Below are 15,202 nucleotides of genomic sequence, written 5' to 3' on the forward strand. Positions count from 1 at the left end.
GACGCGATGCCATCAGGAACACCGCAGTCGGGAGTGGGCCGGACCATCGCCGGTCGTTACCTCCTGCTGAACCGGTTGGGCAGCGGTGCCATGGGCCATGTGTGGCGCGCCCATGACCAGCGGCTGGACTGCGAGGTCGCGCTCAAGGAGGTCGTGTTCCGCAACCCGGTGGAGGCGATCGAGGAGCGGGCCGCCCGGGTCGCCCGTGCCCGGGCCGAGGCCCGGCACGCGGCCGGGCTGCGCGGGCATCCGCACGTGGTGACCGTGCACGACGTACTGGAGCACGAGGGCCTGCCGTGGATCGTCATGGAATACGTCCCGGGCGCGCTCGACCTGCGGGAACTGGTCCACCGTCGTGGCCCTCTGGCCCCCGTGGAGTGCGCCCGCATCGGCCTCGCCGTGCTGGACGCCCTGACCGCCGGGCACGAGCGGGGCGTCATGCACCGGGACGTGAAGCCGGCGAACATCCTGCTGGCGCCCGACCGCGGCGGGGCCCCGTACGCCCGGGTCCTGCTCACCGACTACGGCATCTCGGTGCAGCCGGACGCGGGCGAGCCCCGGTACACACTGACGTCCGCGCTGGTCGGAACGCCCGGCTATCTGGCGCCCGAGCGTGCGACCGGCGGGCCGCCCACCGCGGCGGCCGACCTGTTCTCGCTGGGCTGCACCCTGTACTTCACGGTCGAGGGGTGCGGGCCCTTCGAGCGGGACAGCCAGCTCGCCGAGATCACCGCGGTGGTCCTGGAAGAGCCCCGGCCTCCGGTGCGGGCCGGGGCTCTGGGGCCGCTGCTGTCCGCCGTACTGGTCAAGGACCCGGCCCTGCGGATCACGGCGGCGGACACGGCAGCCGCACTGACGGCGATCGCGGCTCCGAGCCGCCCGGTCCCGGTCCCGGGCTCGCGGACGCGGTGGGCGCGTCCGCACGCGCCGACCGAGACCTCGCACAACCCGACGACAGGCGGCCTGACGGCGCCCCCGGCCGTGCCCTCCCCGCCGAAGGGGCAGGCACACCACCGCGAACGCGCGCACCTCCTGCGTGCCCTCCTCGCCTGCGCCCTGAGCCTGGTGCTCGCCCTGGGCGGGGTCTGGTACGCCGTTGTGCACCCGTCGGGCGGTGGGGCGGCCAAGCCGTACGGGGACGCCGTCGGCCTCGCGCGGCCCCTGAAGGACGGTGACTGTGTGGTCGCCGACTGGCCCGGGAGCCCTTTCCAGGGCGGCCCTCCGCGGCTGACCGTGGACCCGACCTGCTCCGAGAGGACGCCGGACGGGCAGGTCATGGCGCTCGCCACCAGCCCGTCCGCGGACGAGGCCCGTCAGCAGGGGCCCGACGCGTGCGAGCAGCGCACACAGGAGGTCCGTGAGAAGCTCGCCGACGTGCGCGGTTACGCCATCGTCCCGACCCGGGCCGGGTTCGAGGCGGCCGGTCGGCGCACCGCGTGTCTGGTGCTGGGCGCGCACGGGCCGGTGTACGGGCCGCTCGGGGGCCACCGCAAGCCGGGGATGCCGTTCGTTGACACCGCCGACATGCAGAAACGGGACTGTCTGGACGCGCCCTCCCTGCGGGTCGCCCGCCTGGTCTCCTGCACGGGCACACACGACCAGCAGGTGCTCGGCTTCACCCGGCTCGGCCCGGACACCACCCTGGCCGAGGCCAAGAGTCTGTCCGACGCCGCGTGCGCGAGGGACGTGCCGCCGAAGGACTACGGCTTCGACCCGTCCCGCTACGAAGCCGCGTCCTGGACGGGCACGAGCGCCTGGTTGTCCGGAACTCATCTGGTCGTCTGCACCGTGCGCAAGCAGAACGGGGGCACCATGGGTAAGGACGAACCATGAGGAGGGTGTTGCCATGCCCGGTTCCACGAAGGCGATGGGGGTGCTCACCGTCGGTGCGCTCGTCGTGGTGACGGCCTACACGGTGGCGCTCGGCAGCAGCGGCTGGCTGTGGTTCGGCTGGGTCGTCCTCGGCCTGATCACACTCGGCATGGTCGTCACCACCCGCAACCCCTGACTCAGGATCTCACGGGCGCGGCAGCCGCCCGGCCGAATGCACCCCCGGCTGGTACTTCGGCAACCGGATCGTGATCTTCATGCCCGCTCCCGGTGCGGTCTCGATGACGAGCCCGTGGTCGTCGCCGTAGACCTGGCGCAGCCGGTCGTCGACGTTGGACAGTCCGATGCCGCCGGACGGGCTGATCTCCCCGGCGAGGATGCGGCGCAGTAGCTCGGGGTCCATTCCCGCGCCGTCGTCCTCGATGACGACCAGGGCCTCGGCGCCCGCGTCCTGCGCGGTGATGCCGATGTGCCGTTGGTCGGTGGTGCCCTCCAGGCCGTGCTTGACGGCGTTCTCGACGAGCGGCTGGAGGCAGAGGAAGGGCAGGGCGACCGGCAGTACCTCCGGCGCGATCTGCAGGGTGACGGTGAGCCGGTCGCCGAAGCGGGCCCTGACCAGCGCCAAGTAGTGGTCGATGGCATGGAGTTCGTCGGCGAGCGTGGTGAAGTCGCCGTGCCGGCGGAACGAGTAGCGGGTGAAGTCCGCGAACTCCAGCAGGAGTTCGCGGGCGCGCTCGGGGTCGGTGCGCACGAACGAGGCGATGACGGCGAGCGAGTTGAAGATGAAGTGCGGCGAGATCTGGGCGCGCAGCGCCTTGATCTCGGCCTCGATGAGCCTCGTACGGGACCGGTCGAGATCCGCGAGCTCCAGTTGTACGGAGACCCAGCGGGCCACCTCCCCCGCGGCGCGGACGAGGACCGCGGACTCGCGGGGGGCGCAGGCGACCAGCGCGCCGTGGACGCGGTCGTCGACGGTGAGCGGTGCGACCACGGCCCAGCGCAGCGGGCAGTCGGGCGCGTCGCAGGTCAGCCGGAAGGCCTCGCCGCGGCCGGTCTCCAAGGGGCCCGCGAGCCGCTGAAACACCTCCTCGCGGTGGTGCTCCCCCGCGCCGTCCCAGGCCAGCACGGTCTCCCGGTCGGTGAGGCAGAGCGCGTCGGTGCCGAGGAGGGAACGCAGCCGTCGTGCGGCCTTGCGGGCGGTCTCCTCGGTGAGCCCGGCGCGCAGCGGGGGCGCGGCCAGGGAGGCGGTGTGCAGGGTCTGGAAGGTGGCGTGCTCGACGGGCGTGCCGAGCCCGCCGAGGCGCTCGGGGCGGGCGGTGCGCCGGCCGAGCCAGAACCCGGCGGCCAGCAGGGGCAGGACGGCCACGCACAGCCCGGCGAGGAAGCCGCTCACGCCGTCACCTCCGCCCGCAGCTCCTCGGGCAGGTGGAACCGGGCCAGGATCGCCGCCGTCCCGGCCGGCACCCGTCCGGGCGTGGCCAGGGACACCAGCACCATGGTCAGGAACCCGAGCGGCACCGACCACAGCGCGGGCCAGGCGAGCAGGGCGTGCAGGGTTCCGCTGCCGGGATAGCCCGCCATCGTCGCCGTCACCGCGAGGAACGCCGCACCGCCACCCGCCAGCATCCCGGCCGCGGCGCCCGGCGGGGTGAGCCGGCGCCACCAGATGCCGAGCACGAGCAGCGGGCAGAACGACGATGCGGACACCGCGAAGGCGAGGCCCACCGCGTCGGCCACCGGGAGTCCGCCGACCAGCACGCTCGCCGCCAGCGGCACCGCCATCGCCAGCAGCGTGCCGAGCCGGAAGTGCCGTACGCCCCGCGTCGGCAGGACGTCCTGGGCGAGCACACCGGCCACCGCCATGGTCAGCCCGGAGGCGGTGGACAGGAACGCGGCGAAGGCTCCGCCCGCGAGCAGTGCGCCCAGCAGGTCCCCGCCGAGTCCGCCGATCATCCGGTCGGGCAGTAGGAGGACGGCGGCGTCGGCGTCGCCGGTGAGGGTGAGTTCGGGGGCGTAGAGCCGGCCGAGGGCGCCGTAGACGGGCGGCAGGAGGTAGAAGGCACCGATCAGGGCGAGTACGGCGACGGTGGTGCGACGGGCGGCGACCCCGTGCGGGCTGGTGTAGAAGCGGACGACGACGTGGGGCAGGCCCATGGTGCCGAGGAAGGTGGCGAGGATCAGCCCGTACGTGGCGTACAGCGGGCGTTCCGCGCGGCCGGAGACGAGCGAGGTCGACATGCCGCCGTTGCTGCCGTGCTCGGCGACGGGGACGGGGTCGCCCGGGGTGAAGGTCAACCGGGTGCCGCGCTCGATGCGGTGGGTGCCGGCAGCGAGGTCCGCGCGCCGTCCGTCGTACCGGCGGCCGTCGACGGTGCCCGAGGCGGTGACGGCGAGCGGGCGGGACAGCGTCAGATCGAGGGTGTCGTCGATCCGTACGACGCGGTGCTCGCGGAAGGTCGCCGGTTCGGCGAACGCCCCGCGGGGTGCGCCGTCGCCCTGCCAGGCCAGCACCAGGAACAGGGCGGGGACGAGCAGGGCGGTGAGTTTCAGCCAGTACTGGAAAGCCTGGACGAAGGTGATGCTGCGCATGCCGCCAGCGGCGACGGTCGCCACCACCACGACGGCGACGATGATCCCGCCGAGCTGCTGGGGAGCCCGGGTCAGCACGGACAGGGTGAGTCCGGCGCCCTGGAGCTGGGGCAGCAGGTACAGCCAGCCGACACCGACGACGAACGCCCCGGCGAGCCGCCGCACCGGCTGGGAGGCGAGCCGGGCCTCGGCGAAGTCGGGCAGGGTGTAGGCGCCGGAGCGGCGCAGCGGCGCGGCGACGAACAGCAGCAGGACGAGGTAGCCGGCGGTGTAGCCGACCGGGTACCAGAGCATGTCCGGGCCCTGGACGAGGACGAGTCCTGCGATGCCGAGGAAGGAGGCCGCGGACAGGTACTCGCCGCTGATCGCGGCCGCGTTCAGGCGGGGGCCGACGGCGCGGGAGGCGACGTAGAAGTCCGAGGTGGTGCGGGAGACGCGCAGGCCGAAGGCGCCGACGAGGACGGTCGCGAGGACGACGAGGGCGACCGCGGGGACGGCGTAGTTCTGGTTCACTGCCCCGGCCTCAGCGGTCCTCGACGAGCCGGACGAAGTCCTTCTCGTTGCGTTCGGCACGGCGTACGTACCAGCGGGCGAGCAGGATCAGCGGCGGGTAGAGGCCGAACCCGAGCACCGCCCATTCCAGACCGCCCGTGCGGGTGGCGGCGAAGAACAGGGGAAGGGGCCCGATCAGGAGCACCAGCACCGTGAACACGGCCAGGGCGGCGCGGAGTTGGCTGCGCATCAGTGAGCGGACGTAGGTGTGGCCGAGGGTGGTCTGCTCGTCGATCTCGGTGCGCGGGCGGTAGTAGCCCAGGGCGCGGCGGCGTCCGCTCCGGGGCGGCCCGGTGACGACGACGCGGCGTTCGGTGGGGTCCTGCGGCACGTCGCCCCCCTAGCCCGCGGTCCGGCGTATCAGCATCTCCCGCAGTTCGCGGGCGTGCCGGCGGCTGACCTGGAGTTCGACGGAGTCGACGAGGACGCTCACGGTGCCGGCGTCCAGACGGAGTTCCTCGATGTGCCGCAGGGCGACGAGGTGGCGGCGGTGGATGCGGACGAAACCGCGCGAGCGCCACCGTTCCTCCAGGGTGGACAGCGGGATCCGCACGAGATGGCTGCCCTGGGCGGTGTGCAGGCGGGCGTAGTCGCCCTGCGCCTCGACATGGGTGATGTCCTCCACGGGCACGAACCGTGTCACGCCGCCGAGTTCCACCAGGACGTGGTCGGGATCCGGCTCGTGCACCGGGATCAGCGGCGTGGTCTCCCTGAGCTGTTCGGCGCGGCGCACCGCCTCCGCGAGCCGCTCACGGCGTACCGGCTTGAGGACGTAGTCGACGGCCTTGAGGTCGAACGCCTGCACGGCGAAGCCTTCGTGGGCGGTCACGAACACGACCAGCGGGGGCTTCGCGAACCCGGTGAGCAGCCGGGCCATCTCCAGGCCGTCGAGGCCGGGCATGTGGATGTCGAGGAAGACGACGTCGATCGCGTCGGGGCCGTCGGGCCCGGACTCCAGGGCGCGGTTGATGCGGCGCAGTGCCCCGGTGGCGTCGCCCGCGCCCTCCACGCTGCCGATCCTGGGGTCCGCGCGGAGCAGGTAGAGCAGTTCCTCGAGCGAGGGGCGTTCGTCGTCGACGGCGAGGGCGCGCAGCATGAAGGTGGAGTCTAGGAGCAATCCGCAGCCGTGGGCATGTGCGGAGCGTGGACGTTCGCGCTGGACGCGGTGGCGGCGCGGCGCCGGACACGGCGGTGGTCCGGGTCTGGTTACAGTGCCCGCTTGGCTTCTTCCCCCTGCTGAAGGAGGAGGACTCCTACGGCTCGCGCCGCGGGGTTTCCTGCTTCGTCGCCGACTGCCCGCCCGGAGTGCTCCGTTGAGGTCTTACACCGGCTCCACAGGCCGACACCGCCAGCCCGGCGGCCAAAAGGTTCTTCGCCGCGTTCCCGTCGCGGTCATGGGTGACGCCGCAGTCACACGTCCAGGTGCGGACGTGTAGCGGCATTGCGCCCCCCGCAGCCCGAGCACAGCTTGGAGGAGGGGAACCAGCGGTCGACCGCGATCACCTCGCGGCCGTACCACTGGGCTTTGTACTCCAGCATGCTGCGGAACTCGCTCCACGCCGCGTCGGAGATGGCGCGGGCGAGACGGCCGTTCTTCAGCAGGTTGCGAACGGTGAGGTCCTCGATCACGATCGTTTGGTTTTCACGAACGAGTCGAGTGGTGAGTTTGTGCAGGTGGTCGCGCCGCCGGTCGGCGATGCGCGCGTGGATGCGGGCGGCCTTCCGGCGGGCCTTCTCCCGGTTCGCCGACCCCTCGGCCTTTCGGGACAGCTCCCGCTGGGCCCTGGCCAATCGGGTGCGGTCTCGCCGCTCGTGCCGGGGGTTGGTGATCTTCTCCCCGGTGGAGAGGGTCAGCAGGTTGTTGAGCCCCGCGTCCACACCGACGGCCGTGTCATTGGCGGGGAGCGGCTTGACGTTGGGGTCTTCGACGAGGAGGGACACGTACCAACGCCCGGCCGGATCCTGAGAGACGGTCACCGTGGACGGCTGTGTCCCCTCGGGCAGTGGACGGGACCAGACGATGTCGAGCGGCTCGCTCATCTTCGCCAGGGTCAGCTTGCCATCGCGGAACCGGAACGCGCTGGTCGTGTACTCGGCGGATCTGCGGGACTTTTTCTTCGACTTGAACCGCGGATATTTGGCCTGCCGGCCGAAGAACGCCGTGAAGGCCGCCTGCAAGTGCCGCAAGGCCTGCTGGAGAGGAACGGAGGAGACGTCGCCCAGATAGGCGAGTTCCTCGGTCTTCTTCCACGCCGTCAGCATCGCCGACGTCGCGTTGTAGTTGATCCGCTCTCCCCGCAGCGTCCACGCCTCCGTGCGCGCCTGGAGCGCCATGTTGTAGACCTTGCGCACACACCCGAACGTCCGCGACAGCTCGGCGGCCTGCGCGTCGGTCGGGTGGAAGCGGTACTTGAACGCCCGCTTCACGTGCGTGATCATGCTTCACAAACTAGCACGTCCAATTGTGAAATCCGCGCCTCTGCGGCGGTGGCTGCTCACTCCAGCACAAGCCCACTTCTTCCCCGCTTGAGAACGGGGGTTTCCTCGGAGGTTTCCAGGTGAACAGCAGGCCGGCATCGTTCGACGAACTCGACCGGAAGATCATCACCGCTCTGATGGCGAACGCCAGGACAAGTTTCGCCGAGATCGGCGCCGCCATCGGCCTGTCGTCCACGGCGGTCAAGCGCCGGGTGGACCGGCTGCGCGAGACGGGTGTGATCACCGGGTTCACGGCCACGGTGAAGCCGTCGGCGCTGGGATGGCGCACGGAGGCGTACGTCGAGGTCTACTGCGAGGGGGCGGCGCCGCCCCGGCGCCTGGCGGAGGTGGTGCGCAACCATCCGGAGATCACGGCGGCGATGACGGTGACCGGCGGCGCGGACGCGCTGCTGCACGTGCGGGCGAGGGACGTCGAGCACTTCGAGGAGGTGCTGGAGCGCATCCGTGCGGAGCCGTTCATCCGTAAGACGATCAGCGTCATGGTGCTGTCCCACCTGCTCCCGGACAGCCCTGAGGCGGGCGCGACCCAGGCCGCGCCCGACATCGCCGCGGACGACGCAGCAGACGTGCGCTGAGCGACCCGAAGACGCAGCATTGCTGCGCGAACACGCAGCTCTCGTTGCTTGTCGTCCGTATCTCCCGCTTCCTACCTTGGTGTCAACCCTCAGTCGACACTCCAGGAAACGGAGGGACCCCTCTGTGCCTGACAGCCGTGTGCCGCGCCGACGGCGCTTCCTCGTCTGCGAACCCAGACACTTCGCCGTGCAGTACGCGATCAACCCCTGGATGCATCCCGACACCGCGGTCGACGTGGATCTGGCCCATGAGCAGTGGCAGGGGCTGATCCGCGCCTACCGCGCCCACGGCCACGCCGTCGACGCCGTGGACCCGGTCCCCGGGCTGCCGGACATGGTGTTCGCCGCGAACTCGGCGGTCGTCGTCGACGGCCGGGTCTTCGGCTCCCTCTTCCACGCGCCCGAGCGGCGCCCCGAGTCCCTCCACTACGAGACGTGGTTCAAGGCGGCCGGTTACGACGTCCAACGCCCCGAGTCCGTCTGCGAGGGCGAGGGCGACCTGGTGTGGACGGGCCGGTACCTGCTGGCCGGCACCGGGTTCCGTACGACCCGGGAGGCGCACCGCGAGGCACAGGAGTTCTTCGGCCACCCGGTGATCAGCCTTACGTTGGTGAACCCGTACTTCTACCACCTGGACACCGCGCTGTTCGTCCTCGACGACGACAACGTCGTGTACTACCCGGAGGCGTTCTCGCCGGGCAGTCGGGAGGTGCTGGCGCGGCTGTTCCCTGACGCGGTGCTCGCGACGCACGAGGACGCGATGGCGTTCGGCCTGAACTCCGTCTCCGACGGACGCCACGTCTTCATCGCGCCGAAGGCCGAGGCGCTGGCCTCACGCCTCGCCGACCAGGGTTACGACCCCGTCCCCGTCGACCTGTCCGAGTTCCACAAGGCCGGCGGGGGCATCAAGTGCTGCACCCAGGAGATCCGGGAGATCCTTTCATGACCGCACCCGCCCGTACGCGTTCGTCAGCCGAGCTGATCCAGGCCGAGGAGCCCGTCCTCGCGCACAACTACCACCCGCTGCCCGTGGTCGTCTCCCGTGCCGAGGGCACCTGGGTGGAGGACGTGGAGGGGCGCCGCTACCTCGACATGCTCGCCGGGTACTCCGCCCTCAACTTCGGTCACCGCAACCCGGTGCTGATCGAGGCGGCGCACCGTCAGCTGGACCGGCTCACGCTCACCTCGCGGGCCTTCCACAACGACCAGCTGGCCGAGTTCGCGGAGTCGCTGGCGGAGCTGACGGGCCTGGACATGGTGCTGCCGATGAACACGGGCGCGGAGGCGGTGGAGAGTGCGGTGAAGGTGGCCCGGAAATGGGCGTACGAGGTCAAGGGCGTGCCGGCCGGCCGGGCGACGATCGTGGTCGCGGCCGGGAACTTCCACGGCCGTACGACGACGATCGTCAGCTTCTCCACGGACGAGACGGCGCGGGCGGGATTCGGGCCGTTCACGCCGGGTTTCCGGATCGTCCCGTACAACGACCTGGCGGCGCTTCAGGCGGCCGTCGACGAGACGACGGCGGCCGTGCTGATCGAGCCGATCCAGGGCGAGGCGGGTGTCGTCATCCCCGACGAGGGCTACCTCACCGGGGTCCGTGAGCTGACCCGCCGTGCGGGGTGCCTGTTCATCGCGGACGAGATCCAGTCGGGTCTCGGGCGTACCGGTCGCACGCTGGCCGTGGAGCATGAGGGCGTCCTGCCGGACGTGCTGCTGCTCGGCAAGGCGCTCGGCGGCGGGATCGTGCCGGTGTCGGCGGTGGTGGCGCGCCGGGAGGTGCTCGGGGTGCTGCGGCCCGGTGAGCACGGATCGACGTTCGGCGGGAACCCGCTGGCCGCGGCGGTCGGTTCGGCGGTCGTCGGCCTGCTGAAGACGGGTGACTTCCAGCTGCGGGCCGCCGAGTTGGGTGTGGTGCTGCGGGACGGCCTCACCGCGCTCGTCGGCAAGGGCGTCGTGGGCTTCCGCTCGCGCGGGCTGTGGGCGGGCGTGGACGTCGACCCGGTGATCGGCACGGGACGCGAGATCAGCGAACGCCTGATGGCGGAGGGGATCCTGGTCAAGGACACCCACGGCTCGACGATCCGCCTGGCGCCGCCGCTGACGATCACGGAGGAGGAGCTGCGCTCGGCGCTCGGGGCGCTGGAGAAGGTGCTGGCGGCTTGAGCACCGTGCCGCACTGGGGTTGATTCGCCCCCGCCGCCGCTATCCTTCCCGTCCCCAGGGGCTCCGCCCCTTCGACCCCGCCGGGGGCTCCGCCCGCGGACCCCCGCTCCTCAAACGCCGGAGGGGCTGAATTCCAGCCCGTCCGGCTTTTCAGGACGAGGCCGCAAGGCCGACAGCGGGGGTCCGGGGGCGCAGCCTCCGGGGACGGGAAGGGTACGGGCGGCCGTGCCGGTCAGGGCCAGAGGCCCGTCACCTCCAGCGCCTCCGCCGGCGTCCGCGCGTACCGTATGCCCCGCACCTCCCGCCCGTCGGCGTCCACGAGGCGCCAACCGTCACCCAGCTGGACCACGGGCACGCCGCCGCGGCGCATCGCCAGGGCCAGTTCCGAGAGCGTGCCCCAGGAGCCGCCGATCACGATGACGGCGTCCCCGCTGTGCACGATGACGCTGTTGCGTGCCTGCCCGAGGCCGGTGGCGATCGCGACGCTCAGATCCGGGCCGGCGCCGCTACGGTCGGCCCCGGGCAGCACCCCGACGACGACGCCGTCGCGCGACCGGGCGCCCGCCGCGACCGCGGCCATCACCCCACCGTGCCCGCCGCAGATCACCACGGCCCCGCGCTCCGCCAGCAGTCGGCCCACCTCGTACGCGAGGGCCCGCTCGCTCTCCCCGCACTGCGCGGGCCCGCACACCGCCACCTGGACCGCCATGGCCGCGGTCAGGTGCGCCGCATCAGCCGGCGGGCGAGGGCCGCCGCGGGGGCCGCCGCCAGGGCGCCGGCGACGGCCGTGGTCGCCCAGGCGCCGACGCGTGAGGGCGGCGCGGGGCGCTGCGCCAGACGCTCGGGCAGCTCCGCGGGCAGGGGTCCGTCCAGGCCCAGCGCCAGCGCCTCGGCCAGGTGCAGGGCCCGGCGGCCCGTGCCGCCCTGCTCGATCTGGGTGCGGCAGCTGAAGCCGTCCGCGAGGACCAGAGCGGACGGGGCCGCCCCGCGCACGGAGGGCAGGACGCCCTGTTCCGCGACGGTCATGGAGACCTCGTGGTGGCCCCGCTCGAACCCGAAGTTGCCGGCGAGCCCGCAGCAGCCCTCGTCGAGGACCTCGGCGTCGACGTGGGCGCGCCGCATCAGCTCCTGGTCGGCGTCGAACTTCATGATCGCGTGCTGGTGGCAGTGGGTCTGCACGGTCGCCTGCCGGGCCAGGGTGGGCGGCCGCCAGTCGTCCGGGGCGTGGTGGACGAGGTGCTCGGCGAAGGTGCGGAACTGTCCGGCCAGGCGCTGCACGTCCTGGTCGGCGGGCATGAGTTCGGGCGCGTCGGCCCGGAACACGGCGGTGCAGGACGGTTCGAGGCCGATGACGGGGGTGCCGGCCTCGATCCACGGGCGCAGGACGTCGAGCGAGTGCCGCAGGACCTTCTTCGCCACCGCGAGCTGACCGGTGGAGATCCAGGTCAGTCCGCAGCAGACGGGCCTGGTGGGTACGGCGACCCGGAAGCCGGCGTCCTCGAGGACCCGCACCGCGGACTTCGCGATCGAGGGGTGGAAGTAGGTGCTGAAGGTGTCGGGCCACAGCACCACCGCCCGCTCGTCGCCGGGCTCCGGTTCCTCGCTGCCGCGCGCCCGCCACCACTGCAGGAAGGACTCCTCCGCGAACACGGGGGCCTGGCGCGCGCCGTCGATGCCGGCCAGTCGTTTGCCGGCGGCGGCCAGTCCGGGCGCGTGCAGCAGGCTGTTGACGACCGGCGGGGCGAGGCGGGAGAGCCGGGCCCACACCGGCAGCCAGCCCATGGAGTAGTGGGCGGCCGGGCGCGGCCTGCCCGCGTAGTGGTGGGCGAGGAACTCGGCCTTGTAGGTGGCCATGTCGACGCCGGTGGGGCAGTCGGACTTGCAGCCCTTGCACGCCAGGCACAGGTCCAGGGCGTCGCGGACCTCGGTGGAGCGCCAGCCGTCGGTCACGGCGGAGTCCGCGTGGCCGTCGAGCATCTCGAACAGCAGCCGCGCCCGGCCTCGCGTGGAGTGCTCCTCCTCCTGGGTGGCCCGGTAGGACGGGCACATCACCCCGCCGTGGTGGCTGCGGCAGTTGCCGATGCCGACGCAGCGCAGCACGGCGCGGGTGAAGGAGTGTTCGTCCTCCGGGTAGCCGAAGTGGGTGTCCAGGGTGGCGGGCCGCCAGGCGGAGCCGAGCCGCAGCCGGCTGTCGACGGGGTTGGGGTCGACGACCTTGCCGGGGTTCATCCGGTTGTGGGGGTCGAAGAGCGCCTTGAGTTCCCCGAACGCGGCCACGAGCCGCTCGCCGAACATGCGGGTGAGCAGCTCGCCACGGGACTGGCCGTCCCCGTGCTCGCCCGACAGGGAGCCGCCGTAGGAGGCCACGAGGTCGGCGGCGCGCTCCAGGAAGCGGCGGAAGTCGGCCACGCCCTCGGCGGTCTTCAGCCCGAACGGGATGCGGGTGTGCACACAGCCCTGCCCGAAGTGCCCGTACAGCGAGGGGTGGTCGTAGTCGAACTCCTCGAACAGCCCCTTGAGGTCGCGCAGGTAGTCGCCGAGGCGGTCGGGCGGGACGGCGGAGTCCTCCCAGCCCTCCCAGGTCTCGCGGTCGTCCGGGGGCCGCGCGGTGACCCCGAGTCCGGCCTCCCGGGCCTTGAGCATCCGCTGCTCGCGCTCGGGGTCGTCGGAGAACGCGACGGTGGACTCCTTCTCGCTCCGGCCGACCGCACGCAGCAGCGCGTGCGCCTTCTCGTCGACCTCCTCCTGGCTGTCGCCGCTGAACTGCAGCAGCAGCCAGCTGTCGCCCTCCGGGAGGGAGTTGAGGGACTCCAGGTAGGCGTGCTCCTCGCGCATCAGCTGTGCCATCCGCCCGTCCAGGGCCTCGAGCTGGCTGGGTGAGCAGTGCTCGAGGAGGTGGGGTACGTCGTCGGCGGCGGCGCAGATGTCCTCGTACCCGAGGACGAGCAGCGACTGGTAGCGGGGCACGGGGACCAGGTCGAGTTCGGCGCGCAGTACGGTCACCAGGGTTCCCTCGCTGCCGACCAGGGCCTTGGCGACGTCGAAGCCGTTCTCCGGGAGTAGGGAGTCCAGGTTGTATCCGGAGACACGGCGCGGGATCTTGGGGTAGCCCTGGCGGATGTCCGCGAGGTATTCGGTGACGATGCGGTCGAGGCCGTCGTAGATCTCGGCTCGGCGTCCGCCCTCGGCGGCGATCTGCGCCCGCTCGGCCTTGGAGGTCGGCCCCACCCACATGCGGGTTCCGTCGTACGTGAGGACTTCCAGGCGGCGCACGTTGTCCACGGTCTTGCCGTACGCCTGCGCCGACGCCCCGCACGAGTTGTTGCCGATCATGCCGCCGAGCGCGCAGTGGCTGTGCGTGGACGGTTTGGGCCCGAACTGGAGGCGGTGGTCGGCGAGTTTGCGGTTGAGCTCGTCAAGGACCAGTCCGGGCTCCACGACGCAGGTGCGGGCGTCGGGGTCGACCGACACCAGGGCGTCGCAGTACTTGGTCCAGTCGATGACGACGGCCGTGTTGGTCGTCTGGCCGGCCAGGCTGGTGCCGCCGCCCCGGGACAGGACGGGCGCGCCGAACCGCGCGCACACCTCGACCGCCCGGGCGCCCGCCTCCACGCCGCGCGGGACGACGACGCCGATGGGGACCTGGCGGTAGTTGGAGCCGTCGGTCGAGTACGCGCCCCTGGTGCCCGCGTCGAACCGGATCTCCCCGTCCACGGCGCTGTGCAGCGCCGCCTCCAGCCCGGCCACGTCGAGCGCCGTTCCCGCCCGGCCGAGGGCCGGGATCGTGTCGTTGCGGGATGTCAGGGCCATGGATCGAGACCGCCTTTCCTGCACCGTTGGACTATGCAAGGGAGTTTCGCGATCCGTGCCGCCCAAACGAGCGCACATGGGCGATCTGTGAGCCCTGGTGGCCCACCGGGGGTGTCAGCCGACCTTGCGGCCCTGCATCGGTGCCGTCGGAGCGCCGGCGCCCTCGTGCAGCCCGTGCAGGAACTCCTCCAGCACCTCGGTCGCCGTCCGCCGCGGCTGCCAGCCGAGAACGGTGCGCGCGCGGCTGCAGTCCATGAGCGGCAGCCTCAGGACGGCGTCGAACAGGTGGGGCGAGGCGGGCAGCAGCCGCAGCCCCCAGGCCGCGGCGATCGCGGACCGTGCGGCCGTGCGCGGCAGCCGGACGGGGCGGGATCCGAGCAGCTCGCCCAGGATCTCCGCGTCGAGGGGCGGATCCGCGGCCAGGTTGAAGGCGCCCCGGACCTGGGTGTGGACGGCGAGCTGGTAGGCGCGGGCCGCGTCGTCGGTGTGCAGGGCCTGCACGCGGAGGCCCTGGATGTCCGGCAGGAAGGGCAGCAGTTCCGGGCGGGCCAGCGGTCCGGGCAGGAACTTCCCGCCGAAGATGCGGCGCTGTTCGCTCGCCGATTCGCGTTTGAACAGGAACGCGGGCCGCATCCGTACGACGCGGATCCCGGGGTGCCGGAACTCGAAGGTGTCGAGATACCTCTCCAGATAGGCCTTCTCCCGGGTGTAGGCGGCGTCGGGCCAGCCGTGCGTGGGCCACGACTCGTCCACGGAGCGGTTCTTGGGCCCCGGAGAGTAGGCCCCCACGGAGGAGGCGTGCACCAGTGTGGGCACCGTGGCGGTAGCGGCGACGGCCTCGAAGACCCGGATGCTGCCGAGCACGTTGGTCCGCCAGGTCGCGACCGGATCGTGCGTGGGCTGGAACGCCCACGCCAGGTGCACCACCGCGTCGGCGCCCCGGAACTCCCGTACGAGGTCGACGTCCTTCGCCGCGAGGTCGACCTTCGACCACTCCACGCGGTCCGGGCCGAGGTCGGGGATGCGGCGCGCCATGCCCCGTACGCTCGCGACGGCCGGATCCTCGGCGAGCAGCCGCACGAGGCTGGTGCCCACATTGCCGGTGGCACCCGTGACCACGATCTTCCTACCTGCTTCGGTGCTCACGTCGGGCTCCTCTCGGTGACCGGTGACCGGTACCTGCG

The 15,202-nt window shown here is 72.2% G+C and carries 12 protein-coding genes and 1 pseudogene; 5 read left to right on the forward strand and 8 right to left on the reverse strand.

Translation table 11 applies throughout. The annotated features are described in order from the left end of the window. Positions 1-6 precede the first annotated feature (6 nt). On the forward strand, positions 7-1,833 hold the full coding sequence (locus N8I84_RS06655; protein ID WP_263228682.1) for a serine/threonine-protein kinase: 1,827 nt from the start codon (positions 7-9) through the stop codon (positions 1,831-1,833). 13 nt (positions 1,834-1,846) lie between these two features. Next, the gene (locus N8I84_RS06660; protein WP_200422051.1) at positions 1,847-2,008 is read left to right on the forward strand and encodes a hypothetical protein; all 162 of its coding nucleotides are present in this window, start codon (positions 1,847-1,849) and stop codon (positions 2,006-2,008) included. Between the two features lie 9 nt (positions 2,009-2,017). On the opposite strand, the gene N8I84_RS06665 is transcribed toward N8I84_RS06660, so the two are convergent. From N8I84_RS06665 to N8I84_RS06685, 5 genes and pseudogenes are all read right to left on the reverse strand, one after another. Beyond that, a complete protein-coding gene (locus N8I84_RS06665; RefSeq protein WP_263228683.1) occupies positions 2,018-3,223 on the reverse strand; it encodes a sensor histidine kinase in 1,206 nt (401 codons plus the stop codon). After that, entirely contained in the window at positions 3,220-4,932 is a 1,713-nt protein-coding gene (locus N8I84_RS06670) for a sodium/solute symporter (RefSeq protein WP_263228684.1), read from the reverse strand. The genes N8I84_RS06665 and N8I84_RS06670 overlap by 4 nt, the downstream gene beginning before the upstream one ends. Positions 4,933-4,942: 10 nt before the next feature. After that, positions 4,943-5,302, reverse strand: coding sequence for a hypothetical protein (locus N8I84_RS06675; protein ID WP_263228685.1), 360 nt, complete (start codon positions 5,300-5,302; stop codon positions 4,943-4,945). Between the two features lie 9 nt (positions 5,303-5,311). Continuing rightward, positions 5,312-6,067: a LytR/AlgR family response regulator transcription factor gene (locus N8I84_RS06680; RefSeq protein ID WP_263228686.1), complete on the reverse strand. Its 756-nt coding sequence runs from the start codon at positions 6,065-6,067 to the stop codon at positions 5,312-5,314. A 157-nt stretch (positions 6,068-6,224) separates the two neighbouring features. Next, a pseudogene (locus tag N8I84_RS06685) lies at positions 6,225-7,410 on the reverse strand (RNA-guided endonuclease InsQ/TnpB family protein). Positions 7,411-7,529: 119 nt separating this feature from the next. Here N8I84_RS06685 and N8I84_RS06690 point away from each other — a divergent pair. From N8I84_RS06690 to rocD, 3 genes are all read left to right on the forward strand, one after another. Further along, on the forward strand, positions 7,530-8,045 hold the full coding sequence (locus tag N8I84_RS06690; RefSeq protein ID WP_263228687.1) for an Lrp/AsnC family transcriptional regulator: 516 nt from the start codon (positions 7,530-7,532) through the stop codon (positions 8,043-8,045). 124 nt (positions 8,046-8,169) lie between these two features. Next, entirely contained in the window at positions 8,170-8,991 is an 822-nt protein-coding gene (gene ddaH / locus N8I84_RS06695; RefSeq protein WP_263228688.1) for a dimethylargininase, read from the forward strand. Then, on the forward strand, positions 8,988-10,208 hold the full coding sequence (gene rocD / locus N8I84_RS06700; RefSeq protein WP_263228689.1) for an ornithine--oxo-acid transaminase: 1,221 nt from the start codon (positions 8,988-8,990) through the stop codon (positions 10,206-10,208). Before ddaH ends, rocD begins: the two co-directional genes overlap by 4 nt. 232 nt (positions 10,209-10,440) lie before the next feature. Here the strand turns inward: rocD and N8I84_RS06705 are convergent, their stop codons facing one another. The 3 genes from N8I84_RS06705 to N8I84_RS06715 all read right to left on the reverse strand — a co-directional run bounded on the left by N8I84_RS06705 (position 10,441) and on the right by N8I84_RS06715 (position 15,164). Continuing rightward, a complete protein-coding gene (locus tag N8I84_RS06705; protein WP_263228690.1) occupies positions 10,441-10,917 on the reverse strand; it encodes a TIGR00725 family protein in 477 nt (158 codons plus the stop codon). 8 nt (positions 10,918-10,925) lie between these two features. Beyond that, positions 10,926-14,018 (reverse strand): FAD-binding and (Fe-S)-binding domain-containing protein, encoded by a 3,093-nt coding sequence (locus tag N8I84_RS06710; RefSeq protein WP_263228691.1) that lies wholly within the window; start codon positions 14,016-14,018, stop codon positions 10,926-10,928. A 114-nt stretch (positions 14,019-14,132) separates the two neighbouring features. Next, positions 14,133-15,164 (reverse strand): SDR family oxidoreductase, encoded by a 1,032-nt coding sequence (locus N8I84_RS06715; RefSeq protein WP_263228692.1) that lies wholly within the window; start codon positions 15,162-15,164, stop codon positions 14,133-14,135. Positions 15,165-15,202 lie beyond the last annotated feature (38 nt).

This window comes from Streptomyces cynarae (assembly GCF_025642135.1).
Classification (GTDB): Bacteria; Actinomycetota; Actinomycetes; order Streptomycetales; family Streptomycetaceae; genus Streptomyces; species Streptomyces cynarae.